We start from the raw sequence: 25105 nt of genomic DNA, 5'->3' as shown, positions 1-25105 counted from the left end.
TTGGCATGCCAACCGTCATGGTACCCAAGGCGATCCGGCGGATGGATTGCGGGGGTAAAGGGTCAGGGGGCAACCCAGCCGCGCGGTCGTAACCCGTCCCGCGTGCTTTCACCCCGCGATGCCGTGGATCGGGCTCCGCCCGTTTACCGGCATCGCCCCCCGGGGGGTGACGCGCCCCTGGCGCGGCGCGGGGGGGTCAAACGATCGTGAGGTGTTCGGTGCCCGCGGCCAGGTCCTGCGTCTTGGCGCGCTGGCTGTTGAGCTTGATCTGCAGCCGCAGGTCGTTGAGCGAGTCGGCGTTGCGCAGCGCGTCTTCGAGCGTGATGAGGTTGGCCTCGAAGGCGTTGAAGAGGGCCTGGTCGAAGGTCTGCATGCCCAGGTTGGTGCTCTTCTTCATGATCTCCTTGATCTCGGTGACATCGCCCTTGAAGATCAGGTCGGCGATCAGCGGGGTGTTGAGCATCACCTCCACCGCGGCGTGTCGGCCCTTGTTGTCCTGGCGCGGGATCAGGCGTTGCGAGATCATGGCGCGCAGGTTGAGCGACAGATCCATCAGCAGCTGGGCGCGGCGCTCTTCCGGGAAGAAGTTGATCACGCGGTCAAGTGCCTGGTTGGCGCTGTTGGCGTGCAGCGTGGCCAGACACAGGTGGCCCGTTTCCGCGAACTGGATGGCGTGTTCCATGGTCTCGCGGTCGCGGATTTCGCCCATCAGGATCACATCGGGCGCCTGGCGCAGGGTGTTCTTCAGCGCGGCTTCCCAGCTGTCGGTGTCCAGCCCGACCTCGCGCTGCGTGACCACGCAGTTCTTGTGCGGGTGCACAAACTCCACCGGGTCTTCGATGGTGATGATGTGGCCGTGGCTGTTTTCGTTGCGCCAGTCGACCATGGCGGCCAGCGAGGTCGACTTGCCCGAGCCGGTGGCGCCCACCAGGACGCACAGGCCGCGCTTGCTCATCACCACATCCTTGAGCACCTGGGGCAGGCCGAGCTTGTCGATCGTGGGCAGCACCGAGGGAATCGTGCGCAGCACCATGCCGACCTTGCCCTGCTGGATGAACGCGCTGGCGCGGAAACGGCCAATGCCCGGCGGCGCGATGGCGAAGTTGCATTCCTTGGTGCGCTCGAACTCCGCGGCCTGCTTGTCGTTCATGATGGCCCGCGCCAGCGCCAGCGTGTGGTTGGCGGTCAGCGGTTGCGGCGACACCTTCACGACCGAGCCGTCCACCTTGATGGCCGGCGGAAACTCGGCGGTGATGAACAGGTCACTGCCACCCCGGCTGAGCATCAGCTTGAGCAGGTCGTTGATGAACTTGGAAGCCTGATCGCGTTCCATGAATGTGTCCTTTAGATCAGGTGCGAGGGCCGCGGCGCTGGCCCGCCCCTGGCACGGCCAGCCCCCGGGACGGGCAGCGACCCGCGCGGTGGTGGAGCGTGGGGGCAGCCATGCCTTGGCCGGTTAGCCTGGGAAGTTCTCGGGGATCTTGGCCTTGCTGCGGGCCTCGGCCGGGCTGATCACGTTGCGCCGGACCAGGTCGGTCAGGCACTGGTCGAGCGTTTGCATGCCCACGCCGTTGCCGGTCTGGATGGCGGAATACATCTGCGCGACCTTGGCCTCGCGGATCAGGTTGCGGATGGCGCTGGTGCCCAGCATGATTTCGTGCGCCGCCACGCGGCCGGCGCCGTCCTTGGTTTTGCACAGCGTCTGCGAGATCACGGCCACCAGCGATTCGGACAGCATCGCACGCACCATGTCTTTTTCCTCGGCCGGGAAGACGTCGATGATGCGGTCGATGGTCTTGGCGGCACTCGACGTGTGCAGCGTGCCGAACACCAGGTGGCCGGTTTCTGCGGCGGTCATCGCCAGGCGGATGGTTTCCAGGTCGCGCATCTCACCCACGAGGATGGCGTCGGGGTCTTCGCGCAGCGCGGAGCGCAGCGCGTTGTTGAAGCTCAGCGTGTGGGGGCCGACCTCGCGCTGGTTGACCAGGCACTTCTTGGACTCGTGCACAAACTCGACCGGGTCTTCCACGGTCAGGATGTGGCCGTACTCGGTCTCGTTGAGGTGGTTGATCATGCCGGCCAGCGTGGTCGACTTGCCCGAGCCGGTGGGTCCGGTGACGAGCACCAGGCCGCGCGGCTTGAGGGCGAGCTCGGCGAAGATCTTCGGCGCGTTGAGCTGCTCCAGCGTGAGGATCTTGCTGGGGATGGTGCGGAACACCGCGCCCGCGCCACGGTTGTGGTTGAAGGCATTGACCCGGAAGCGCGCCAGACCTTCGATCTCGAACGAGAAGTCGCACTCGAGGAATTCCTCGTATTGCTTGCGCTGACTGTCGTTCATGATGTCGTAGACCATGGCGTGTACCGCCTTGTGGTCCAGCGGTTCGACGTTGATCCGTCGCACGTCGCCGTGCACCCGTATCATGGGCGGCAGCCCGGCCGACAGGTGAAGATCCGATGCCTTGTTCTTGACGCTGAAGGCCAGCAGTTGGGTGATATCCATGCCGGGGAAGGGTATGCCTGGTGGGGTGTTGCGACCGATTATGACGACGATTGAAACCAATCTCCAAGACGTGCAGGCCCGGTTGCGGCGGGCGTGCGACGCGGCCGGACGGTCCGCCGACGCCGTGCGGTTGCTCGCGGTGTCCAAGACCTTCGACGCCGACGCCGTTCGTCAGGCTTTGGCGGCCGGTCAGCGCGCGTTCGGCGAAAACTACGTGCAGGAAGGCGTCGAGAAGATCCTCGCGCTCGACGCCGAACGGTCGTCTGCACCGATCGAGTGGCACTGCATCGGACCGCTTCAAAGCAACAAGACCCGGCTGGTGGCCGGGCATTTCGATTGGGTGCACAGCGTGGACCGCCTGAAAATCGCGCAGCGCCTGAGCGAGCAGCGTCCGGAGGACCTGCCGCCGCTGCAGGTGTGCCTGCAGGTCAACGTGGACGACGGACCGAACAAGGCGGGCGTGGCGCCGGCCGAGCTTGGGGCGTTGGCCGAGGCGGTGGCGGCGCTGCCGCGTCTGCGCCTGCGTGGGCTGATGTGCATTCCGGAGCCGTCGCCCGACGTGGCCATCCAGCGCGCGCTGTTCCGCCGCGCGGCGCAGTGTCTGGCCGACCTGCAGGCGCGCGGCCTGCCGCTGGACACGCTGTCCATGGGCATGAGCGATGACCTGGAGGCCGCCGTCGCCGAGGGCGCGACCATCGTCCGTGTGGGGCGTGCGGTGTTTGGGCACCGGCCGCGCAAGCCGGCGCCCGGCGACGCGCCTGGTGCGCTGTCCCGTTGATACCTGCACACAAAACCGCGTCTTTCGAGCCAGGGCGGCGTTGCAAATCCTCGCGATACCTGCGGGTATCGCTCCGGTTTGCGCCTGGCCCTGACCCGAAATCCATCGGTTTTGTGTGTGCACGTATCAGTGGGACAGCACACTACAGCGGCAGCCGGGTGAGGTTCTTCACCTCTTCCATCACCGCGTAGGTGCGGGTCTCGCGCACGCCCGGCAGCTGCCACAGCACCTGTCCGGCAAACGCCCGGTAAGCCGCCATGTCGGCCATGCGGGTCTTGAGCAGGTAGTCGAAGCCGCCGGCGACCATGTGGCATTCCATGATCTCGTCGCGCACCTGCACCGCGGCCTTGAACTGGTCGAACACGTTGGGCGTGGTTCGGTCCAGCAGCACCTCGACGAACACCATCATCCCGCGCCCGAGCTTGAGCGGGTCCAGCCGCGCTTCGAACCCCACGATGTAGCCCTCGCGCTGCAGCCGCTGCGTGCGCGCCAGCACGGCCGTGGGCGACAGGCCGACGCCTTCCGCGAGCTTGAGGTTGCTCAGGCGGCCGTCGCGCTGCAGCAGGTCGAGGATGCGGAGGTCGATGCGGTCAAGGTCCTGCATGGTGAATATTTGGCTATCAACAAGAAGATTATTGGTGAGAAATTCGGTCTGCAAACGGAAAAACTACGCGTATTCGTCATCCACCGACCCTTTGCCAGGCGATCACCATGACCCGATCCACCGACCGACTGCCCGACCCGTACCGCCCCGAAGCCGAGGTGCTGGCGGCCCGCCTCGACGCGCTGCGCGAGGCGTTTGATGGGCCCGCCGCTGCGGCCATGGCCGCCCCCTGGGTGCGCGCCGTGCGCGACAACCCACCGCCGTTCTGGGCGATGGAGAGCCTGCTCAAGGAGTACCCGATCAGCAGCGCCGAGGGGCTGGCGCTGATGCGGCTGGCCGAGGCGCTGTTGCGCGTGCCGGACGCGGAGACAGCGATCGCGCTGACCGCCGACCAGCTCGGCCGGGCGGACTTCGACGGCGCGGCCGATGCGGCGCTGGCCCGTCTGTCGTCGGCGGCGATTGCGATGAGCAAACGCTTTCTGCCCGACGAGGCCGCGCCGCCGGGCCTGATGGCGCGGCTGGGCGCGCGCACGGTCGTGGCCGCCACGCTGCGCGCCGTGCAGCTGCTGGGCCGCCAGTTCGTGCTCGGCGAAACCATCGGCGAGGCGCTGCGCGAGGCCGAGCGCGGCCGGCGCCAGCAGCCCAACCGCCGCCACAGCTTTGACATGCTCGGCGAGGGCGCACGCACCGAGGCCGACGCCGCGCGCTACCTCGCCAGCTACGCGCAGGCGCTGGAGGCGATCGCCGCGCAGAGCGACCCGGCGCGCGGTCCGGCCGGCAACGACGGCATCTCCATCAAGCTCAGCGCCCTGCACCCGCGCTACGAGGACCTGCACGCGGATCGCGTGGTGGCCGAACTGGTGCCGCGGGTCTGGAGCCTGTGCGAGCGCGCGGCCTCGGCCAACCTGAACCTCACCATCGACGCCGAGGAGGTCGACCGTCTCGAGTTGTCGCTGGTGGTGTTCGAGGCGTTGGCGGCGCGGGTGGCGGCGCGCCACCCGGGCTGGACCGGGCTGGGGCTGGCGCTGCAGGCCTACCAGACGCGGGCGGTCGAGCTGATCGGCGAGGTGGCGGCGGTGGCGCGACGCCACGGGCTGCGCTTCATGTGCCGCCTGGTCAAGGGCGCGTACTGGGACGCGGAGATCAAGCGCGCTCAGGAGCTGGGCCTGCCGGGCTACCCGGTGTTCACCCGCAAGCACCGCACCGACGTGAGCTACCTGGCTTGCGCGCGCGCGCTGCTCGACGCCGCCGACGCCATCCACCCGCAATTCGCCACGCACAACGCCGCCACCATCGCCGCCATCGTGCAGATGGCGCGGGCGCGCGGCGTGCCGTTTGAGTTGCAGCGGCTGCACGGCATGGGCGAGGGGGTGTACCGCGAGGTGCTGCGCGACCCGGCCATCACCTGCCGGGTGTACGCCCCCGTCGGCGCGCACCGGGACTTGCTCGCCTACCTCGTGCGCCGCCTGCTGGAAAACGGCGCGAATTCGTCCTTCGTGCACCAGTTGGCCGACGAATCCGTGGGGCTGGACACGCTGCTCGCCTCGCCCATGGTGCAATGCGCGCAAGACGCCGACCCGGGCCCCGCCTTCCCGCTGCCCGAGGCCCTGATGGGGCCGTCGCGGCGCAACAGCGCGGGTCTCGACCTCGCCGTGACGGCCACCCGGCAGCGGCTGGGCGCGGCGTGGACGGCGGTGCGCGTGCCCACGGTGCCGGACACCCCGGCCAGCGACGTACCCGCGGCCGTGGACCGTGCGCTGGCGGCCTTTGGCGCGTGGAACGCCACGCCCGTGGCCGAGCGGGCCGCGTGCCTGCGCCGCGCGGCCGACGCGATGCAGGACCGCCTGCCGGCCTTGTGCGCGCTGCTGGTGGCCGAGGCCCACAAGACCTGGGGTGACGCGGTGGCCGAAGTCCGCGAAGCGATCGACTTTCTGCGCTACTACGCCGCGCAGGCCGAGCCCCTGATGGCGCCGCAGGACCTGCCCGGTGGCGACGCCGCCGGCGTCTGGGGCATCACCGGCGAGCGCAACACGCTGCGGCTGGGCGGGCGCGGCGCCTGGGTGGCGATCAGCCCGTGGAATTTCCCGCTGGCCATCTTCACCGGACAGGTCGCGGCCGCCCTCGTCACCGGCAACACGGTCCTGGCCAAGCCGGCGGAACAGACCCCCGCCATCGCGGTGGAGGCGGTGCGCTTGCTGCACGCCGCGGGCGTGCCGGTGGATGCACTGCAATGCCTCCATGGCCCCGGGGAGACCGTGGGGGCCGCGCTGGTGGCCCACCCCGCGGTGGCGGGCGTGGTGTTCACCGGCTCCACGCCCGTGGCCAAGCTCATCCAGCGCGCGCTGGCTGCCAAGGACGGCCCGATCGTGCCGCTGATTGCCGAGACTGGCGGCATCAACGCCATGCTGGTCGACAGCAGCGCCCTGCCCGAGCAGGTCACGGACGCGGTGGTCCAGAGCGCCTTCCGCAGCGCCGGCCAGCGCTGCTCGGCCCTGCGCCTGCTGTGCCTGCACGAGGCCATCGCCGACAGCGTGCTGGCCATGATCCGCGGCGCGGTGGCGACGCTGGTGGTGGGCGATCCGGCCGACTGGGCCACCGACGTGGGCCCGCTGATCGACGAAGACGCTGCGCGGGCTGTGGCGCCGCATCTGCAACGCCTGGGCGGCGAGGCGCCGCAGGGCGCCTGGGTGCGGCCGCAGGTGTTCGAGGTGGGCGCGATCGAAGACGTGCGCGCCGAGCTGTTTGCCCCGGTGCTGCAGGTCGTGCGCTGGAGCGGTGATCCGGCGGCCGTGATCGAGCGCATCAACGCGCTGGGTTACGGCCTGACCCTGGGCATCCAGACGCGCATCGACCGCCGCGCCCTGTCGCTGGCCGCGCAGGCCCGCGTGGGCAACGTGTACGTGAACCGCAACATGATCGGCGCGGTGGTGGGGGTGCAGCCGTTCGGCGGCGAGGGGCTGAGTGGCACCGGCCCGAAGGCCGGCGGGCCGCACTACCTGCCGCGTTTCTGCGCGGAGCACACGCTGACGGTGAACACCACCGCCGCCGGCGGCAACGTGGCGCTCATGGCCGGCTGAGTCGCGGGCCGCGCGTCACACCCACATCATCGGACTGCGGGCCGTGCGCTGGAGCAGCGCCTCCAGCTCGGCCAGCGGCAGCGGGCGTGAGAACAGGTAGCCCTGGAACTGGTCGCAGCCCTGGTAGGCCAGGAAGTCGCGCTGTTCCATCGTCTCCACGCCCTCGGCCACCACCTGCAGGCTCAGCGACTGCGCCAGCGCGATGATGGCGCGCGAAATGGCGGCGTCGTTGGGGTCGGTCAGCACGTCGGCGACGAAGCCCTTGTCGATCTTCAGCTGGTCCAGCGGCAGCCGCTTGAGCACCGACAGCGAGGAGTAGCCGACGCCGAAATCGTCCAGCGCGAGCGTGACGCCCAGCGCCTTGAGCTTGCCCATCTTCTGGATGGTGATCTCCATGCGGTCGGCCAGCAGGCTTTCGGTGAGCTCGAGCTTCAGGCGCTGCGGGCCGATGCCGGTGCGGGCGATCGCCGCCATCACCATGTCGACAAAGTCCGGGTGGCGGAACTGCCGCACGCTGACGTTCACCGCCACGCTCAGGTGGGCCGTGTCCGGGCGCTTGGCCCAGGCCGCGAGCTGGCGGCAGGCCTCTTCGATCGCCCACTGCCCCATCGGCAGGATCAGGCCGGTGTCCTCGGCCACCGGGATGAAGTCCGCCGGCTGCACCAGCCCGCGCTGCGGGTGGCGCCACCGGATCAGCGCCTCCACCCCGGCGATCACGCCGGCCCGGTCCACCTGCGGCTGGTAATGCAGCACGAACTGCTCGGCGTTGATCGCTTCGCGCAGTTCCCGGCTGATGGTCGCGTTGGCGCTCACCGCCGCCTGCAGCCCAGGGTCGAAGAAACACACCGTGTTGCGGCCCAGCGACTTGGCCTGGTACATCGCCAGGTCGGCCTGCTTGAGCAGTTCGCCCACGTCGCTGGCCTCGCCCTGGAAGGTGGCCACGCCGATGCTGGGGGTGGCGAAATGCTGGTGGCCGTTGAGCAGGAAGGGCTCGCGCAGCGTGCGCAGCACCTTGTCGGCCAGCACCCGCGACTTCTGCGCGGCGGCTTGCGGATCGGTGCTGAGGTCGTCCGCCATCACCACGAACTCGTCGCCGCCCAGGCGTGCCACGACGTCGGTCTTGCGCACGCTGTTGACCAGCCGCGCCCCCACTTTCTGCAGCAGCTGGTCGCCCATGTGGTGGCCCAGCGTGTCGTTGAGGATCTTGAAGTTGTCGAGGTCGATGAACATCAGCGCGCCAAACTGCCCGGTCCGCGCGCTGGCCGACACGGCGCGCTGCAGCCGGTCCATCAGCAGCTGGCGGTTCGGCAGATCGGTGAGCGCGTCGTAGAAGGCGAGGTGACGAATCATGTCCTCGGCGTTCTTGCGCTGCGTGATGTCGCGGCCCACCGCGACCCAGTGCGTCATCTGATCGGCCTGCGCCTGCACCATCACCACCTCCAGCTCCACCCAGATGATGGGACCGGCAGGCCGCTGCACCCGCATCTCCGTGCGGGCCTTGAACTGGTGGCGCAGCTTGTTGTTGAGGCTTTGCAGCGTGGCGCCGCCGCTCGGATCGAGCGATTTGAGGATCGACGGCGGCTGGCCCAGCACGTCCGCGCGCAGCAGGCCCGTGTGGTGTTCGAACGCGTCGTTCACGAACACGATGCGCGCGCCCTCGCCGCCGGCCACGCCGGTCTCGGCGATCAGCACAATGTCGTTGAGCCGCGCGACGCTGGTCTCCAGCAGCATAAGCTGTTCCTGCGCGCGGCGGCGCTGCGTCACATCGCGGAAGTACACCGCCAGCCCCTCGGCGAACGGGTAGGCGCGCACCTCGATCCACTTGCCCAGCGCACCGAAGTACTCCTCAAATTCCACCCGCCGGTTGGACGTCAGCGAGCGCTCCATGTGTTGCTGCATCCGGCGCGCCAGCGGCTCGGCCAGCCCGTCCCACACCGGCAGGCCGAGCAGCTCGCCGGTGGACTTCTGCAACAGGCGCTCGCTCTCCTGGTTCAGGTAGGTGTAGCAGCACTGGCGGTCCAGCGTGACAAACGCTTCCGTGATGCTGGCCAGCGTCGTGGTCAGCCGCATCGCCAGGCGCAGCGTCTCCTGCTGGGCCTGCTTTTGCGTGGAAATGTCCTGCAGCACGCCCTGCACCTGCACCACCCGCCCTTGGGCGTCGCGCACCGGCGATCCCACCGTACGCACCCACTTCGCGCCCGAGTCGCTTCCGACCTGCATTTCTTCGTCAAACCCCTCGCCCGCCCGCGCGCAGCGGGTGACCCACTGGCGCATGCCGTCGCGCCACTCGGGCGTGTAGCGGTGCACCAGCGCGGCCAGGGTGTCGATCCGGTCGTTCGGGCCCAGACCGAGGATGGTGGCGAACTCCCGCGAGTGCTCCAGGCGGTCGTCGGCCACGGTCCATGTCCAGCTGCCCAGACCGGCGGTTTGTTCGGTCAGGTTCTGCCGGGACTGGCTGTCCCGCAGCAGCCGCTCGTTGCGCTGGGCGGTCTGGTCCATGCGATGGGCCAGCCCCCGGACCTCGCCGGCCAGGGCCGCCACCGACGTCAGCCAGGCGTGCGACGCCGGCGCCACGTCCAGCGCCATCAGGTGCACCCCATCGGCCCCCGGCGAGATCCACCAGCCGACCGGCAGGTCGCCGGTGTCGGTGCCGGTCAGGGCTTCGGCCTCGGCCACGCTGGCCCCCGCGGTGGCCAGCACCATCGGCGGGGCGGTCGCGCCGTCCACCAGCACGATCGCCCGCGCGCCCGCGCCCTGCCGCGCGACCTGCGCCAGGCGCTCGAACGGCGTGGAACCCGGGGGGATGGAGTCGGGGATCGGGGCGGGCGTCATGGGGCGGACGGGGGCTCAATGGCCGGGGACCCGGCCGCGCAAGCATACCGGGCGTCCGCGGCAGCGGGGCGCCGCCCCCTGGCGGCGGGGAATTCGGGGCGTCCGAAGGCGGCCGCGCCGGGGTGTGTTGTGACATTCCGCACGACTTGGGCGCTTCCCGGGTTCATGTGTAACGGATGTGTTAGATTTTGTAGCGCTTGGACTACCATTCACTCAACCCGCGGCCACCGAGCCGACGCGGCCAGGCACCCATCCATCCGGTCAGAACACGCAGGGAAGCGCACCATGAGCACGTTGGCAGAACTCAGGCAGCACAGCGATGTGAACAGCTTGAAGTCCGCGCTGCACCAGCTCTGCAGCGAGTTCGGCCGCATCACCCGACTCGACATCCTGACCGCGATGCACGAGGGCACGAAGCAGGCGATCTGCTTCCTGCGCATGGAGCGTCCCGAGCAGGAACAGCAGCTGATGAAGAGCCTGGGCGTGGGCCGATTCGGCGGCGAGGTCGTGTTCGTGCTCAACCTCAACTCGCCGGCCAAGCACGACGACTTCATGCCGTCGTCGGCCTGGGCCGACTCCGACATCTACTGACGCGGCCCGCGGGTCCGCCGCGCGCGCCTTGCGCTCCCCCCTGCAGGCCCGGATCGTTGAGTGGTGCGTCGCACCGGGCGACGCCGTGTCCGCCGGGCAAACGCTGCTGATCGTCGAAGCCATGAAGATGGAGCACGAACTGCGTGCCGATCGGGCGGGCGTGGTGGGCCAGCGCCTGCGCGAGGTCGGCGAGATGGTCGAAGCCGACGATGCGCTGCTGGATTGGGACACCGCCGGGCCGGCCCAACCCGCGACGGCTTTCCCATCGAGCCCCGGTCCGTTGCCCGCCGCCACTGCCACCGCGCCGTACAGCGAACCGCTGCGCCGCCTCCACGCGCGGCTCGCGTTCACCCTGGACGCAGCCCGACCCGACGCCGTGGCGCGCCGCCACGCCCGTGGCCTGCGCACTGCCCGCGAAAACGTCGCCGACCTGTGCGATCCCGGCAGCTTCAACGAGTACGGGGCCCTGGCGATTGCCGCGCAGCGCCAGCGCCGTCCTGTCGATGAACTCATCGCCCAGACGCCGGCCGACGGCATCGTGACCGGCGTCGGCTCGGTCAACGGCGCCGTTTTCGGGCCCGAGCGCAGCCGCACCGCCGTGCTCGCCTACGACGCCACCGTGCTGGCAGGCACCCAGGGCATGCGCAGCCACCAGAAAACCGACCGGCTGCTGCAACTGGCCCATGCCGACCGGTTGCCAGTCGTCCTGTTTGCCGAAGGCGGCGGGGGCCGGCCCGGTGACACCGACATGCCCATCGTCGCCGGCCTGCACGTGGGCACCTTCGCCGCGATGGCGCGGCTCGCTGGCCGGGTGCCGCTCATTGGGGTGGCGGCCGGCCGCTGCTTCGCCGGCAACGCGGCCCTGCTCGGGTGCTGCGATCTCATCGTGGCCACGCGCGACAGCAGCATCGGCATGGGGGGCCCCGCCATGATCGAAGGCGCCGGCCTGGGCGTGGTGGCGCCGGAGGCCGTGGGCCCGGCCACGGTGCACGCCGCCAATGGCGTCATCGACGCGCTGGTGGCGGACGAGGCCGAAGCGGTCGCCGTGGTCCGCCAGTTGCTGGCGCTGTGGCAGGGCGACCTGCCCGCCACCGACGCCGCGGCCCCGGACCCGCTGGCCCTGCGCGCGGTGGTGCCGCCGCAGCGGGCCCGCGCCTACGACGCGCGGGCGGCCGTCACTGGCCTGCTCGATCTCGGCAGCGTGGTCTGGCTGCGCGACGGCTTCGGGCGCGCGGTCCACACCGCCCTGGGCCGCTTGGGCGGGCGTTCGGTGGGTGTGCTGGCCAGCAACCCGCAGCACCTGGCCGGCGCCATCGACCCGGACGCGGCCGACAAGGCCGCCCGTTTTCTGCGCCTGTGCGATGTGCGCGGCCTGCCGGTGATCACGCTCGTTGACACCCCGGGTTTCATGGTCGGTCCGGCGGTCGAGGCGCAGGCGCAGGTTCGCCACGCCAGCCGCCTGTTTCTGGCCGCCGCGCAGCTGCAGGTGCCGGTGTTCAGCGTGGTGATGCGCAAGGGCTACGGCCTGGGCGCGATGGGGCTGACCGCCGGCGGCTTTCACGCGCCGCGGCTCACGCTGGCCTGGCCCCAGGCCGAGTTTGGTGCGATGGGGCTGGAGGGGGCGGTGCGGCTGGGTTATCGCAAAGAACTCGCGGCCGCGGGGGACGACGCGGCGCGTGAGGCGCTGTTCCAGCGCTTGCTGCAGCAGCAGATCGACGCCGGCTCCGCCGTGGAAATGGCCACCACGCTGGAAATCGACGCGGTCATCGATCCGGCCGAGACCCGCGACTGGCTGCTGCGCGCCTTGCAGGCGGCCCCGCGGTCCGCGGGTGCGGCCCGGCCGGGGGTGCTGGACGCCTGGTGACGGGCCTGACGATGCGTCAGGCGCCTTGAAGCGTCAGATGAGGTCGCCGAAGCCGGTCTGGCGGGCCACCGGGATGCCGACTGTGGGGGCGGTCTGGTTGATGTTCACCCAGAACTCGCAGACATGCTTCATCGCCGCCAGGAACTGGGAAAACTCGGTCGGCTTGGCGATGTAGGCGTTGGTGCCGGCGTCGTAGGCGCGCAGCAGGTCGCTGGGTTCGGTCGACGACGTCAGCACGACGACCGGGATGTGCCGCAGCGCGTCATCGCCCTTGATTTCACGCAGCACGCCGATGCCATCGAGCAGTGGCATCTTCAGGTCCAGCAGCACCAGCACCGGCTGCGCCGCCACGCGGCCGGCAAAGTCGTTACGGCGGTGCAGGTAGTCCAGCGCCTGCATGCCGTCCGACACGTGCGTCACACGTCCTTGCAGGCCATGGCGGGACAGCGCGAGCTTGGTCAGCTCCGCGTCGTCGGGGTTGTCCTCGACGAGCAGGATGGCGTCGGTGTGCTTGTTCATGGTTCCAGCGGCGCCGGCCGGGAATCGGTGGGGGATTCCAGGAAACGGGCGCCTTCGGTCGGAAGCGAAAAATGGAACACGCTGCCCTCTCCAAGGCGGCTGTCGGCCCAGATGCTCCCGCCGTGGCGCTCCACGATGCGCCGCGTCAGTGCCAGACCGATGCCCGTGCCCTCGAATTCCGTGGCACGGTGCAGTCGCTGAAATACCCCGAAGAGTTTCTGGGAGTATTTTGTATCGAAACCGACGCCGTTGTCACGAACGTGAAACCGGTAGCCCAGGACCGGGTCGCTGTCCCAGCCCACCTCAATCACGGCCCGCTCGCGCGGCCGCGTGTATTTGAAGGCGTTGCCCAGCAGGTTGGCCCACACCTCACGCAACAGCAGCGCGTCGCCAATGACCGTCGGCAGGTCGGGCGCCACCAGCCAGTCGACCACGCGGTCGCCGCTGTCGTGCGCGATCTGACCCACCACCGTGTTCACCAGCGCCTGCATGTCCACCGGGGCCGGGTTCATGGCCGCGCGGCCCAGCCGCGAGAAGGCGAGCAGGCCGTCGATCAGCTGGCTCATGTGGCGCGCGGAGTTGCCGATCGTGCTCAGGTAGCGCTGGGCGGTGTCATCGGCCTGGCCGGCCAGATGCTCTTCCAGCAGCGTGACGAAGCTGGCGATGTGGCGCAGCGGCGAGCGCAGGTCGTGCGAGACGGAATACGAGAACGACTCGAGATCGCGGTTGGCGGCCACCAGCTGCTCGGTGCGTTCCACCACGCGCTGTTCCAGCTCGTCGTTGATGTTGCGCATGAGGTCGTCCAGCCGCTTGGCGTCGGTCATGTCGCGGTTGATCTTGGCGAAGCCTTGCAGTTCACCCTGGTTGTCGCGCAGCGCGATCAGCACGGAGTGCGACCAGTAGCGGCTGCCGTCCTTGCGCACATGCCAGCCTTGCACATCGTGCTGCCCGCGCGAAGCCGCCAGGCGCAACATCCGGTTGGCGGCCTCTTCGCCGGCCGCCAGATCCACTGAATCGAACAGGACGCCGTAATGCCGGCCCAGCATTTGCGTGGGCGGGTAGCCGTCCATGCGCTGGGCGCTGTCGGTCCAGTCGGTGATGCGGCCCTGGGCGTCCAGGAAGAAGATGCAATAGTCGCGCAGCGCGTCCACCATGAGCCGGAAACGCTGCTCGCTCTCCAGCAGCTCGGCCGACCGCTCGCGGATGCGCTGCTCCAGTTCCTCGTTGAGGTGGCTGACGCGCTCTTCGATGCGCTTGCGCTCGGTGATGTCGATCACCTGGGCAAACAGCCCCTGCACGCGTCCGTCCACGACGTCGGGCACGTAGTGCACGTTGACGAAGATCTTGCGGCCGTCGCGCAGCACGCGCCAGCTCTCGAAGTGCTGCGGCTGTCCGTCCAGCGCGAGGCGAAGCCGCGGGCCGATCTCGTCCCACAGCGCGGGCGGCACATGGTCGCGGATGCACTGGCCAATCAGGCCTTCGGGTTCGCTGCCGGCCATGCGGCTGTGCTCGGCGTTCGCGAAGCGGTAGCGCAGGTCGGTGTCCAGGTAGGCGATCAGCGCCGGGATGTGGTCGGTGATGTTCTGGATGAAACGCTGGCTCTCGCGCAAGGCGAGCTCGGCGGCCTTGCGCCGGGTGATGTCCACCACGGTCGTGTTGGTCCGCAGCAAGCGGCCCTCGTTGTCCCGCACCGCGGACGATGAGAGCAGTGCGGGGAAGGTGCTGCCGTCGCGGCGCCGCATCTCGTATTCGACGCCTTCCAGCGTGTCTTCGGCCGTGAGCCGCCTCAGCCGCGCCTCGAGCAGACCTGCCTGCCGGGGGTGGATGAGCGCGCTGAAATGCAGCTTGCCGACCACGTCCTCCCGGGACCAGCCCAGCCAGGCCAGCTCCGTGTCGTTGATCGACACGACCACGCCCTCGGCGCTGAGGGAGTGGTAGCCGCAGGGGGCCTCGTTGTAGAGCGCGCGCGCCTGCGCCAGCGCCAGCTCCAGCTGCGCGTTGGTCTGGGCCAGCCGGTCTTCCGCCGCCTGGCGGTCCGTGATGTCGACCAGGGTGTTGTTGGTGCGCACGAACCGGCCCTGTTCGTCCATCACGGCTGTCGTGTTGAGCAGCGCGAAAAAGCGGCTGCCATCGCGGCGGCACATCTCGAACACCGCCGGCTCCAGGCGCTCGCCGCGCAGGACCCGGCTCAGCCGCTCCCGCGCCAGCGGCACGTACTCGGGCGCCACAACGTCGCGGAAGTGCAGCTTGCCCACCACCTCGTTGCGCTCATAACCCAGCCAGTCCAGCTCGGTCCGGTTGATCAGCACGTACCGGCCCTCGCCATCGACCGAGTGATAGCCGCACGGGGCCTGGTTGTAGATGGCTTGGGCATCGCGCAGCGCGGCGGTCACGCGCTCCTTGGCTTCGGCCAATTCCTCGGTGCGTTGCTGGACCCGGGCTTCCAGATCGGTGTTGAGGCGACGGATCTCTTCTTGTTGGTGGTGTTGTTCCGTGATGTCGCGGGACACGGCGAGCAGCATCACCGGTGTGCCCTGGTCGTCGCGGATCGGCGAGATCATCGTGTCCCACCACTTGGGCGTGCCCTTGAACGTGACGCCGTAGGCGACGAAACGCGCACTCTGCCCGTGGCGGGCGGCGGCCAGCGCCTCCCGGGCCAGGGTCTGCCCTTCGTCGGGCCACCACGTGGCCCAGTCGCTGCCGCGCACGGTTTCGAAGTCGTCCACCTCCACCAGCCGGCAGCCCTGCGCCGTCATCTGCACCACGTGGCCCTGCAAGTCGAGCACCTTGGTGCAGTCGGGGCTGCTGGCGATGATCTGCCGGTTGAGCTCGTCCTTGATGCGCGCCTCCGCTTCGAGCACCCGCAGCGCCGAGATGTCCTGCACAAACCCCAGGTGCGCGGTCACGCGGCCCTGCTCGTCGTGCATCGGGCTGTTGCGCACGAGCACATGACACACCGAGTGGTCGGGCCGCACGATGCGGAACTCCACGCTCAGGCCCGCCGCTTCACCGATGCCGCGCACCCAGGCCGCCCGCACGCGCTCCAGGTCGTCCGGGTGTACCCGGTCGAGCCAGCCGAAGTTGGGGAAGTCGCTTTTCTCCAGGCCGAAGATCTGCTGGAGTTGTGCGTCCACGTGCGTGAGCAGGCCGGTGGCGTCGGTGCGGAACACGCCGATCGGGAACACGCTCGACAGCGCCGAGAAGAGCGCCTCGTACTCGCTTTGGCCCGATCCCGCCCCGTGGGGATCGGCATGCCAGCTGTCTTCGATCGCCAGCGGCAACGACACGGCGCTCGCCGGCTGCTCGGCGGCGGCAGGGCCCGGTTGCTGCGCGAGCAGCGCGGCACACTGGGCCCGCAAGTGCTCGTTTTCCGCGCGCAGGGTCTCGATTTCCAGCTGCTGCGCGCGCTCACGCGCCGTGCTGGCTTCCGGTCGGTGGGGATCGATGCGGCTGTCCGGGGGTGGAAAGAGCGCACTCATGCGCCCACTGTACCCGAGGGTGTATGAATCCGTGCGCCAAAGGCCCCGTCAGAACCGGGGCAGGTCCGGGTGCGCCAGCCGCCCGCCGCGCACCAGCATCTTTCCGTACTCCGCGCAACGTTGCAGCGTCGGGATCACTTTGCCCGGATTGAGTAATTCCTTGGTATCAAAAGCGCGCTTGATGGCGAACATCTGCGCCGACTCCTCCGGCGAGAACTGCACACACATGCTGTTGAGCTTTTCGACACCCACGCCGTGTTCGCCGGTGACCGTGCCGCCCATCGCCACGCTGGTCTCCAGGATATCGGCACCGAAGCGTTCGCAGCGGGCGAGCTGGTCGGGGTCGTTGGCGTCGAACAGGATCAGCGGATGCAGGTTGCCGTCGCCGGCGTGGAACACGTTGAGGCAGCGCAGGCCATAGGTGGTCTCCATGCCCGCGATCGCCTGCAGGATGTCGGCCAGCCGCTTGCGCGGGATGGTCGAGTCCATGCACATGTAGTCCGGGCTGATGCGGCCGCTGGCCGGGAAGGCGTTTTTGCGGCCGCTCCAGAACTTCAGGCGCTGTGCCTCGGACTCGCTCACCGTGATCGCGGTGGCGCCGCAGCCGCGCAGCACCGCGCTCATGCGACCGATCTCCTCTTCCACTTCCTCGGGCGTGCCGTCGCTCTCGCACAGCAGGATGGCGGCGGCGCCCAGGTCGTAGCCGGCGTGGACGAAGTCCTCCACGGCGGCCGTCATCGGCCCGTCCATCATCTCCAGCCCGGCCGGGATGATGCCGGCGGCGATCACCGCGGCCACCGCATCGCCGGCTTTGCGCACATCGTCGAAGCTGGCCATGATGCAGCGCGCCAGTTGCGGCTTGGGCACCAGCTTGACGGTCACCTCGGTCGTCACGGCGAGCATGCCTTCGCTGCCGATGATCAGCGGCAGCAGGTCCAGGCCGGGCGTGTCGAGGGCCGCGCTGCCGAAGGTCACCGCTTCGCCTTCGATGGTGAAGCCGCGCACCTGCAGCACGTTGTGCACCGTCAACCCGTACTTGAGGCAGTGCACCCCGCCGGAGTTTTCGGCCACGTTGCCGCCGATGGTGCAGGCGATCTGGCTCGACGGGTCGGGCGCGTAATACAGCCCATGGGGCGCGGCCGCCTCGCTGATCGCCAGGTTGCGCACGCCCGCCTGCACCACCGCCGTGCGCGCGCGCGGGTCGATGGCCAGGATGCGGTTGAACTTCGCCAGGGACAGCACCACGCCCATGGCGTGTGGCATGGCGCCGCCGGACAGGCCGGTGCCGGCGCCGCGCGCCACCACCGGCACACCCAGCGCGTGGCAGGCTTTGAGCACCGCCGCGACCTGCGCTTCGGTCTCCGGCAGCACCACCGCCAGCGGGCGCTCGCGGTAGGCCGTCAGGCCATCGCATTCGTACGGCGTGGTGTCCTCGGCTTGCCAAAGCAGCGCATGGGCCGGCACGGCGCTTTTCAGGGCCTGCACGACCGCCGCCTGGCGTTCAGCGCGTTGCAACTGGGTGGTCTGCAGGGGGGTGGCGGGGGCGTTCATGGTGGGCAGTCCGGGGTATCGGGCCAGTGTAGGAGAAGGCCGCGGCGGCGGATTGAATTTCCTTGCAATCCGTTGTGAAGGCGGCCGTGCCGGGGCAGCGCCGGCCGGGGCCTTGAAATCCGGCCAGGCGGCCATCAGTTTCCGACCACCAGCGCCGGCGTCCGCCGGCTTGCGCCACCCGAACCCCGGAGGATGTGTCATGACCAGCCTGATCGCCCGCAGCGGCTTCTTCGACGACTTTTTCCGCGATGTCAGCCCCGCGCTGTTCGTCAAACCCGCGGCCACCGACGCCGCGCCAGCGCCCATCCGCATCGACGTGCGCGAGACCCCGGCCGGTTATGTCGTGGACGCCGAAATCCCCGGCGTGGCGCGGGAGGACATCCACGTCACCATCGAGGGGCCGGTCGTGACGCTGCAGGCCGAGATCAAGCCGCTGGCGCGGACCGCCGAGGGCGAGCGTGTGCTGCGCAGCGAGCGGTTCCACGGCAGCGTGGCCCGCACCTTCCAGCTCCCGCATGAGATCGACAGCGGCGCGGCGCGCGCCCGCTACGACAACGGCGTGCTGCAACTCACCCTGCCGCGCAAGCTCGCGCAGGCTGGCCAGCGGCTGAACATCGAGTGAGGGTGATCGCCGCGCTCAATCGAGCGCGTGGCGGATCCAGTCGGCGAAGGCCGCGCATTCCCAGCGGTCCATGACGCCCGTGCGCCAGCAGAGGTAGTGCGCGTGCGGGCTGGGCACGCGGCGCGGAAACAGCGGCACCAGCGTGCCGCTGGCCAGCCAGGGCGCGGCCAGTTTGTAGCGCAGCAGGCCCACGCCCATGCCGGCGGCGGCGGCCTCGCACAACAGGCCGATGTCGTTGAACTGCGAGCCTTCCAGCGGCTCGGGCCAGTCGAGCTGGTGGGCAGCGAACCAGGTCCGCCAGGGCTCCAGCGGGCTGCGCAGCAGCGGCACGCGCTGCAGGTCGTCGACCGCGACGAACGGCCCGTGCTCGGCGAGGAACGCCGGCGACGCCATCGGCGAGACCTCGTCCTTGGACAGGCACAGGTGTTCCACGTCGGCGTAGCGCCCGGTGCCGAAGCGCACCGTCAGGTCCGCGTCTTCGGCCACCACGTCGAGCAGCGGGATGCTCACCTGCAGCGTCAGGTCGATCTCCGGGTAGGCCTCGCTGAAGCCCTTGAGGCGCGGCAGAAGCACCGAGCGGGCGAAGGTGGGCGTGACGGCCAGGCGCAATTTGCGCCGTCCGGGCGCGCCGCCCTGGCTGGGGAATTTCTGCAGCGAGGCCAGCCCGTCGCGCACGTGGGCGAGGTATTCGCTGCCTTCGGTGGTGAGGGAAAAGTCGGCGCGGCCGAACAGCTTGGTGCCCAGAATCTGTTCGAGCTGCTTGATGCGGTGGCTGACCGCGCTGGGGGTGACGCACAGCTCCTCGCTGGCCTGGGTGACGCTGCGCAGGCGGGCCAGGGCCTCGAAGGTCAACAGACACTGGATCGGTGGAATGCGTGTGGTCATGTGAATACGCTCCAGGCGAGGTGCATCAACCGAGGCGCGCAGCGCGCGGCTGCTTGGCTCCCTCGGGGGGCGTCCTGTTCACTTGAAGACCACGGTCTTGTGGCCGTTGAGCAGCACGCGGTGTTCGCTGTGCCACTTCACCGCGCGCGCCAGCACCTGGCTTTCGGTGTCGCGGCCCAGGGCCGTGAGGTCTTCGACCGTGTCGGTGTGATCGACGCGGGCCACGTCCTGCTCAATGATCGGGCCCTCGTCCAGATCGGCCGTCACGTAGTGGGCGGTGGCGCCGATCAGCTTCACGCCGCGGTCGTGCGCCTGGTAGTAGGGCCGGGCGCCCTTGAAGCTGGGCAGGAAGCTGTGGTGGATGTTGATCGCCCGCCCGGCCAGTTCGCGGCACAGGTCGTTGGAGAGGATCTGCATGTAGCGGGCCAGCACCACCAGTTCGGCTTCCTCCGCCCGGATGATCTCCAGCTGGCGCGCTTCGGCGGCGGCCTTGGTCGCGGCGCTGACCGGGATGTGATGAAACGGCACGTTGTAGCCCGCGGCCAGTTGGTAGAAGTCGCGGTGGTTGCTGACGATGGCGCGGATGTCCAGCGGCAGCAGGCCGCTCTTCCAGCGGAACAGCAGGTCGTTGAGGCAATGGCCCTCTTTGCTCACGAAGATCACGGTGCGCATGGGTTGGGCCAGCGGGTGCAGGCTCCAGCGCATGCTGAACCCCGGCGCGAACGCGCCGAGCCGCTCGCGCAGGGCCGCCGGGCCGAGGTCGGCGCAGGCGAACTGCACCCGCATGAAAAACAGGCCGGTGGCGTGGTCGTTGTACTGCGCGGCTTCTTCGATGTTGCCGCCGTTGTCGAGCAGAAAGCCCGAGACGGCGTGCACGATCCCCGGGCGGTCAGGGCAGGAGAGGGTCAGGACATAGGTGTTTTCCATGGCCCTCCGATTGTCGCAGCCCGGACGGCGGTGGACCGCTGCCGCGCTGTCGCCCTGGAACCCCCGCGGCGCCGCGCCCGGTGCCAGAATGCCCGCTGGACCGCACCGACGCAGGAGACGCCCCATGGCTTACAACGAATTCCGCATGGACAACCAGTGGTTGCCCTTCACCCCCAACCGCAGTTTCGCCCAGGACCCGCGCGTGTTCGTGGCCGCCGACGGCATGCACTTCACCACCCACGACGGACGCCAGGTCATCGACGGTATCTCCAGCCTGTGGTGCGTGGGCGCCGGCCACAACCGCAAGCCCATCAACGAGGCGATCAAGAAGCAGCTCGACACGCTGGACTACAGCACCGCCTTCAACGCCTCCAACGACCAGGCCTTCCGCGCCGCCGAGATGATCGCCGCGATGGCCCCTGGCGACCTGAACAAGGTGCTGTTCTGCAACTCCGGCTCCGAAGCCGCCGACACCTCCATGAAAGTCGCCCTGGCCTACCACCGCGCCCGCGGTGAGGGCCAGCGCAACCTGTTCATCGGCCGCGAGCGCGGGTACCACGGCGTGGGTTTCGGCGGCATGTCGGTCGGCGGCATCCCGGCCAACCGCAAGGTCTACGGCACGGCCCTGCTGCCGCGCGTGGACCACCTGCGCTTCATCCACGATCCGGTCAACCACGCGTACGTGCGCCACGAAGAGCCGGTGTGGAGCGAGGACCCGCTGCTGGAGCTGGAAAACCGGCTCCTGCCGCTGCACGACCCGAGCAACGTGGCCGCGGTGATCGTGGAGCCGGTGGCCGGCAGCGCGGGCTGGTACATCCCGCCGCAGGGCTACCTCAAGCGCCTGCGCGAGATCTGCGACAAGCACGGCATCCTGCTGATCTTTGACGAGGTCATCACCGGTTTCGGCCGCCTGGGCACCGGCTTTGCCTCCGACTGGTACGGCGTGCAGCCGGACATGCTGAATTTCGCCAAGTGCGTCACCAACGGCGTGATCCCGCTCGGCGGCGTCATCTGCAGCCAGCGCATCTACGACGCCATGATGGGCGCCCACGGCAGCGCGCCGGCCCACGCCATCGAGTTCTTCCACGGGTACACCTACTCCGGCCACCCGGTGGCCTGCGCCGCGGCCATCGCCACGCTGGAGCTGTTCCAGCGCGAGAACCTCTTCGCCCGCGCGGGCGAGATGGGGCGCGTGCTGAGCGATGCGATGTTCGACGCCATCAAGGGCCTGCCCCACGTGGTCAGCATCCGCAGCCTGGGCCTGGCCTGCGCGGTCGAGCTCGCGCCGCAGCCCGGCATGCCGGGCAAGCGGGCCTTTGATGTGTTCATGGATTGCTTCCACCGCGGCGTGCTGGTGCGCAACGCGGGCGACAACCTGGTGTTTGCGCCGCCCTACATCGTGGAGCGCGAGCACATCGAGACCATGGTCTCGACCCTGGCAGACGCGATCAAGCGCCTGCCCGCCTGAGGTCTCGGCGCCCGGCGCGCGGCGTCAGCGCTTGAACCGTTCACGCAGCGCCGTGCAGTGGTCCTGCGGCGGCAGCGCTGGCGTGTCCCAGAACGCATCCGCCGGCACCCCGCTGCCGGCTTCGCCCGCCCGCGCCACGATCACCCGGTGCGGCTGGCCCGCTGGCAGGTGCAAGGGCACGCCGACGTCGGCCCGCACGTGCCCGTTGCCGGCGATCAGCAGCACCGTGCGCCCGCCGGCCAGCCGCTGCTCGGCCACCCGCGCCAGCGAGCGGTCGCGCGCGAGCTGGATGCGCGCCATCGGCCCGAGCTGGCTGGCGGGCAGCAGGTCGCAGTGGCCGGTGCGGATCGCTTCGCGCTGCGCCGCCAGCGCGGCGGCGGGCACCGTCGCATCGAGTCCGGCGTCGCCCATCGCCGCGCGCATGTCCTGGCGCGGCAGGTTGCCGCCCACCACCGGCACGCCGGCGGCCACCGCGGCCATCACGACCGGCCGGTAGGTCGCCCAGGGCCAGCCCTCGTCGCCGCTCCAGCCCAGCGCCTGGCGCACGCGGGCTTCATCGGCGTCGCGCGGCAGCCCGTCCGTCTGATGACCGGCCTCCACCATTTCCATCACCACCGCCGCCAGCCGCCCCTCGGCGGCCAGCGCCTGCACCAGGTCGCGCTGCAGCGCCTGGTGGGCGGGGGCGTCGTGTTGCTCTCCCACCAGCAGCAGCGGCGTCGGGCCCAGCCGGTCCAGCAGCGCTGTGACGCCGGTCGGCCGGGCGGCGCACGCGCCCAGCAGGCCGGTGAGGGCGAGGGCCAGCGCAAAGCCGGTCAGGAGGGCTCGGGGGTGGCGGGGCAGGACGGAGCGCATGCGGCGGATGCTACGGCGCCGGCGGACTCGCGGGGCGCCGCCACGGGAAAGCCGAGGCCCCCGGACGGGCATGGGACGGGCACAAAAAACCCGGCGCGCGGCCGGGTTGGGGGAGGGATGCTGCCGCGGCGCTCACCCGCGCCGCGGATGGGTTCTTCTTGCGCCGGGCAGGTGTCAGTGCATCACGACGGGCATTTGCGCCAGCACTGCGTAGCCCTCCAGCGTGCTCTCCACCTCCTCCTGCGAAGGGGTGCGGCGCTGCCAGTCGGTGATCTGCTGCTGGAACAGCTCGGCCCAGGAGCCGTCGAGGTACAGCTCCTTGCCGGAGCGCTTGTCGACGATCTCGAACCCGTGGCGGGGAATCTGCGGGCCGTCGGCCACGGCGACTTCGCCCTCGGCGGGCACGTCGGCCTGGATGTGCACCACGGCAAACGCGTCGGAGTCGTAGAGCATGTTCATGGTCTTCGTCCTTGTTGGGTGGGGCTGCTGGTCTTTATATCGGCAAAACGGCGCCGGGCTGCAGCCCAGTGTGCATGAACTGGTGCATCCCGGGGGCTTTTTCAAGGCCTGTGGTGCGCGCGCCGCAGGCGCGGCCGCTCAGGGCCGGCGCTGGAGCCACTGGTCGGCGAGGTCGCCGCTGGCCTGGGTGACCCGCAGCCGCACCGGCAGGTGCCCCGCCTCGGCCGCGATCCAGACCTCCACCGTGCTGTCGTGGGGGCCGCGCGGCTGGCGCAGCAGGCGCTGCGCGGCGATCGGTCCGTCGGGCAGGGTCAGCGTTTCCGGCGCTCCGACCTCAAACGTCCAGACCTCGCTGTCGCTGGTGCCGGCCACCGGCAGGGCCACGGTATCGCCGGCGGCCCGGGGTTGTGCGCGCAGCAGCGCGCCGAGCTGCAGAAACAGGCTCAGCCGGTCCTGCGCGCCGGGCAGCAGCGGCGCGTCGGGCGCGTTGTTGCTGAAGCGGATGCGCTGCGCCGTGCGATCGAAATGCGCCGCGCGCTCGCTGCGGGCGCGGTCGCCAAACCGCGCCGGACGCAGGCCGTCCGGCCCGATCTCGCCCACGCTGGTCTGTTCCCGGCTGCCCAGCAGCGGGATGCGCACCGTCATGCGCGCCTCGTACTGCGCGCCGTTGACCTGCCATTGCAAAACGCCCTCGGCGCGGTAGGGCAGCCCGCGCGCGCGGCCGGTGATTTCATAGCGCAGCTCCGCGGAGCCGGGCACGTCGGCCGGCGGCAGTGCCGGGGCCGGGGCTTGGGTGGGCGGCGGGTCGGCTTCGTCATTGGCGGCCGTCGGACCCGCCGCGGCCAGCGCCGTGACCGGCGGGTCCGGCACCGCGGGGGGCGGGTCGCTGGCCGGGTTCGAATCGGCTGGCGCGGGGACGGCCGGCACCGCGGCCGCTGTCAGGGCCGCGGCCGGCGGGGGCGCTGGGGCGCGCGCGGCGGGGGCGGGGGCGGGTGACCTGGCGGGGCGTTCGGGCGTTTCGGTGGCCTTGGGGGCCAGCGGCGCCAGCCACCGGACCGCCACCGGCGTGGCGCCGGGCGGCCCGGGCGGCGTGGGGGCGTCGGGCGCGAGGCGGTCGTCCAGCCAGCCCAGCGCCAGCGCGTGCGCCACAGCCACCGCGGCGGCCACCGTGGCCAGGGTGCGCCAGGGCGGTCGCGCGGGGCGGGTCATGGACCGGTGTGACCGAGGTCGGCGCTGAGCTGGCGGGCGGTGGCGAGCAGGTGTTTCGCCGCCGGGCTGTCCCAGCGCGTGTCCAGCGTGACCACCGAGCCCAGCACCACCAGCCCGAGCACCAGCCGGCCCTGCGCGTCGAACACCGGTGCGCAGAAGCCGCCCACGCCGGGCAGCAAGCTGTGCACCACGCGGGCCAGACCGCGCCGGCGGGTCTCCGCCATCACGGCGTCGACCGCTTCGCGGCTCTGGGGCACGTCGGGGCGGGCGAGTTCGCTGGGCGGCAAGGCCTGCAGCCGCGCCAGTTCCTCGCCCACCATCGCCGGCACCCGCTGACCGTCGCGGCTGTCCGGGTGCAGGAAGGCGGCAAAACAGCGGCCCGTGGCCGAAGTCAGCAGCGGCATCACGTCACCCAGCCGCAGCGTGACCGGCACGGTCTGCGGCGCTTCGGCCCAGTGCACCATGGTGGGGCCGTGGTTGCCCCACACCGCGATTGCCACCGTGTGGCCGGTGGTGGGCAACAGGGCGTCGATCCGCTCGCGCGCGAGCCTGACCGCGTCCAGCCGCGACAGGCTCGCCAGGCCGAGGCGCAGCGCCGCGGGGCCGAGGTCGTACCGGGTGCTGACCGGGTCCTGCACCACCAGGCCCAGCCGCTGGAAGCTCACGAGATAGCGATGGGCCTTGGCCGCGCTCATGCCGGCGGCGGCCGCGAGGTCGCGCAGCATCAGCGCACCGCTGGCCTGCGACAGGGCCGCCAGCAGTTCGAAACCCACTTCCACCGACTGGATGCCGGCGCGCTGCGGGCCGGCGCCGTCGCCCTCGTCGTCGCCGGGCTGGGCAAGGTCGGGGCCTTGGTCTAGAATCTCGGACTTTCGCATTGGTTAACGG

General features: G+C 70.2%; 18 protein-coding genes and 1 pseudogene. 6 read left to right on the top strand and 13 right to left on the bottom strand.

Translation table 11 applies throughout. The features are described 5' to 3' along the window. Positions 1–196: 196 nt before the first annotated feature. Positions 197–1333 (bottom strand): PilT/PilU family type 4a pilus ATPase, encoded by a 1137-nt coding sequence (locus tag AC2D80_RS12020; RefSeq protein ID WP_484633251.1) that lies wholly within the window; start codon positions 1331–1333, stop codon positions 197–199. Between the two features lie 123 nt (positions 1334–1456). Next, a complete protein-coding gene (locus AC2D80_RS12015; RefSeq protein WP_484633250.1) occupies positions 1457–2500 on the bottom strand; it encodes a type IV pilus twitching motility protein PilT in 1044 nt (347 codons plus the stop codon). Between the two features lie 40 nt (positions 2501–2540). On the opposite strand from AC2D80_RS12015, the gene AC2D80_RS12010 reads away from it, so the two are divergent. Continuing rightward, the gene (locus tag AC2D80_RS12010; RefSeq protein ID WP_484633249.1) at positions 2541–3278 is read left to right on the top strand and encodes a YggS family pyridoxal phosphate-dependent enzyme; all 738 of its coding nucleotides are present in this window, start codon (positions 2541–2543) and stop codon (positions 3276–3278) included. Positions 3279–3420: 142 nt separating this feature from the next. On the opposite strand, the gene AC2D80_RS12005 is transcribed toward AC2D80_RS12010, so the two are convergent. After that, a complete protein-coding gene (locus AC2D80_RS12005; RefSeq protein WP_484633248.1) occupies positions 3421–3882 on the bottom strand; it encodes an Lrp/AsnC ligand binding domain-containing protein in 462 nt (153 codons plus the stop codon). Positions 3883–3989: 107 nt separating this feature from the next. On the opposite strand from AC2D80_RS12005, the gene AC2D80_RS12000 reads away from it, so the two are divergent. Then, a complete protein-coding gene (locus AC2D80_RS12000) occupies positions 3990–6959 on the top strand; it encodes an L-glutamate gamma-semialdehyde dehydrogenase (RefSeq protein ID WP_484633247.1) in 2970 nt (989 codons plus the stop codon). A 15-nt stretch (positions 6960–6974) separates the two neighbouring features. Here AC2D80_RS12000 and AC2D80_RS11995 read toward each other — a convergent pair whose 3' ends face one another. Then, positions 6975–9791, bottom strand: coding sequence for a sensor domain-containing protein (locus AC2D80_RS11995; protein WP_484633246.1), 2817 nt, complete (start codon positions 9789–9791; stop codon positions 6975–6977). A 285-nt stretch (positions 9792–10076) separates the two neighbouring features. Here AC2D80_RS11995 and AC2D80_RS11990 point away from each other — a divergent pair, with 285 nt between their 5' ends. Together AC2D80_RS11990 and AC2D80_RS11985 are read left to right on the top strand one after the other, a co-directional pair. Continuing rightward, entirely contained in the window at positions 10077–10382 is a 306-nt protein-coding gene (locus tag AC2D80_RS11990; protein ID WP_484633245.1) for an RNA recognition motif domain-containing protein, read from the top strand. Further along, positions 10369–12246, top strand: a pseudogene (locus AC2D80_RS11985) (carboxyl transferase domain-containing protein); the annotation flags it as partial. The gene AC2D80_RS11990 and the pseudogene AC2D80_RS11985, both read left to right, overlap by 14 nt. 33 nt (positions 12247–12279) lie before the next feature. On the opposite strand, the gene AC2D80_RS11980 reads toward AC2D80_RS11985, so the two are convergent. Genes AC2D80_RS11980 through AC2D80_RS11970 form a run of 3 tightly spaced genes read right to left on the bottom strand, consistent with a single transcriptional unit; the run spans position 12280 to position 17795 of the window. Then, positions 12280–12765 carry a response regulator gene (locus tag AC2D80_RS11980; protein WP_484633244.1) on the bottom strand — a complete coding sequence of 162 codons (486 nt, stop codon included), beginning with the start codon at positions 12763–12765 and terminating at the stop codon, positions 12280–12282. Beyond that, complete coding sequence (locus AC2D80_RS11975) at positions 12762–16244, bottom strand: PAS domain S-box protein (protein WP_484633243.1); 3483 nt, start codon at positions 16242–16244, stop codon at positions 12762–12764. The genes AC2D80_RS11980 and AC2D80_RS11975 overlap by 4 nt, the downstream gene beginning before the upstream one ends. 48 nt (positions 16245–16292) lie before the next feature. Then, positions 16293–17795 carry an FAD-linked oxidase C-terminal domain-containing protein gene (locus tag AC2D80_RS11970; RefSeq protein WP_484633242.1) on the bottom strand — a complete coding sequence of 501 codons (1503 nt, stop codon included), beginning with the start codon at positions 17793–17795 and terminating at the stop codon, positions 16293–16295. Positions 17796–17994: 199 nt separating this feature from the next. Here AC2D80_RS11970 and AC2D80_RS11965 point away from each other — a divergent pair, with 199 nt between their 5' ends. Further along, positions 17995–18417 carry an Hsp20/alpha crystallin family protein gene (locus AC2D80_RS11965; RefSeq protein ID WP_484633241.1) on the top strand — a complete coding sequence of 141 codons (423 nt, stop codon included), beginning with the start codon at positions 17995–17997 and terminating at the stop codon, positions 18415–18417. Between the two features lie 15 nt (positions 18418–18432). Here the strand turns inward: AC2D80_RS11965 and AC2D80_RS11960 are convergent, their stop codons facing one another. Together AC2D80_RS11960 and purU are read right to left on the bottom strand one after the other, a co-directional pair. Beyond that, positions 18433–19302: a LysR substrate-binding domain-containing protein gene (locus tag AC2D80_RS11960; RefSeq protein WP_484633240.1), complete on the bottom strand. Its 870-nt coding sequence runs from the start codon at positions 19300–19302 to the stop codon at positions 18433–18435. A gap of 78 nt (positions 19303–19380) precedes the next feature. After that, positions 19381–20229: a formyltetrahydrofolate deformylase gene (gene purU, locus AC2D80_RS11955; protein WP_484633239.1), complete on the bottom strand. Its 849-nt coding sequence runs from the start codon at positions 20227–20229 to the stop codon at positions 19381–19383. Between the two features lie 124 nt (positions 20230–20353). Between purU and aptA the strand changes: the two genes are divergently transcribed. Next, positions 20354–21697: an omega-aminotransferase AptA gene (aptA, locus tag AC2D80_RS11950; protein ID WP_484633238.1), complete on the top strand. Its 1344-nt coding sequence runs from the start codon at positions 20354–20356 to the stop codon at positions 21695–21697. A gap of 24 nt (positions 21698–21721) precedes the next feature. On the opposite strand, the gene AC2D80_RS11945 is transcribed toward aptA, so the two are convergent. The 4 genes from AC2D80_RS11945 to AC2D80_RS11930 form a co-directional block, all read right to left on the bottom strand. Next, complete coding sequence (locus tag AC2D80_RS11945; RefSeq protein ID WP_484633237.1) at positions 21722–22549, bottom strand: ChaN family lipoprotein; 828 nt, start codon at positions 22547–22549, stop codon at positions 21722–21724. 174 nt (positions 22550–22723) lie between these two features. After that, entirely contained in the window at positions 22724–23008 is a 285-nt protein-coding gene (locus tag AC2D80_RS11940; RefSeq protein WP_484633236.1) for a BTH_I0359 family protein, read from the bottom strand. A 138-nt stretch (positions 23009–23146) separates the two neighbouring features. Beyond that, positions 23147–24217 (bottom strand): DUF3108 domain-containing protein, encoded by a 1071-nt coding sequence (locus AC2D80_RS11935; RefSeq protein ID WP_484633235.1) that lies wholly within the window; start codon positions 24215–24217, stop codon positions 23147–23149. Beyond that, entirely contained in the window at positions 24214–25095 is an 882-nt protein-coding gene (locus AC2D80_RS11930) for an IclR family transcriptional regulator (RefSeq protein WP_484633234.1), read from the bottom strand. The genes AC2D80_RS11935 and AC2D80_RS11930 overlap by 4 nt, the downstream gene beginning before the upstream one ends. Positions 25096–25105 lie beyond the last annotated feature (10 nt).

The organism is Hydrogenophaga sp. T66, from assembly GCF_057219855.1.
Note: the sequence above shows the minus strand (reverse complement) of the source record. Positions and strands in the feature narration are given on the sequence as shown.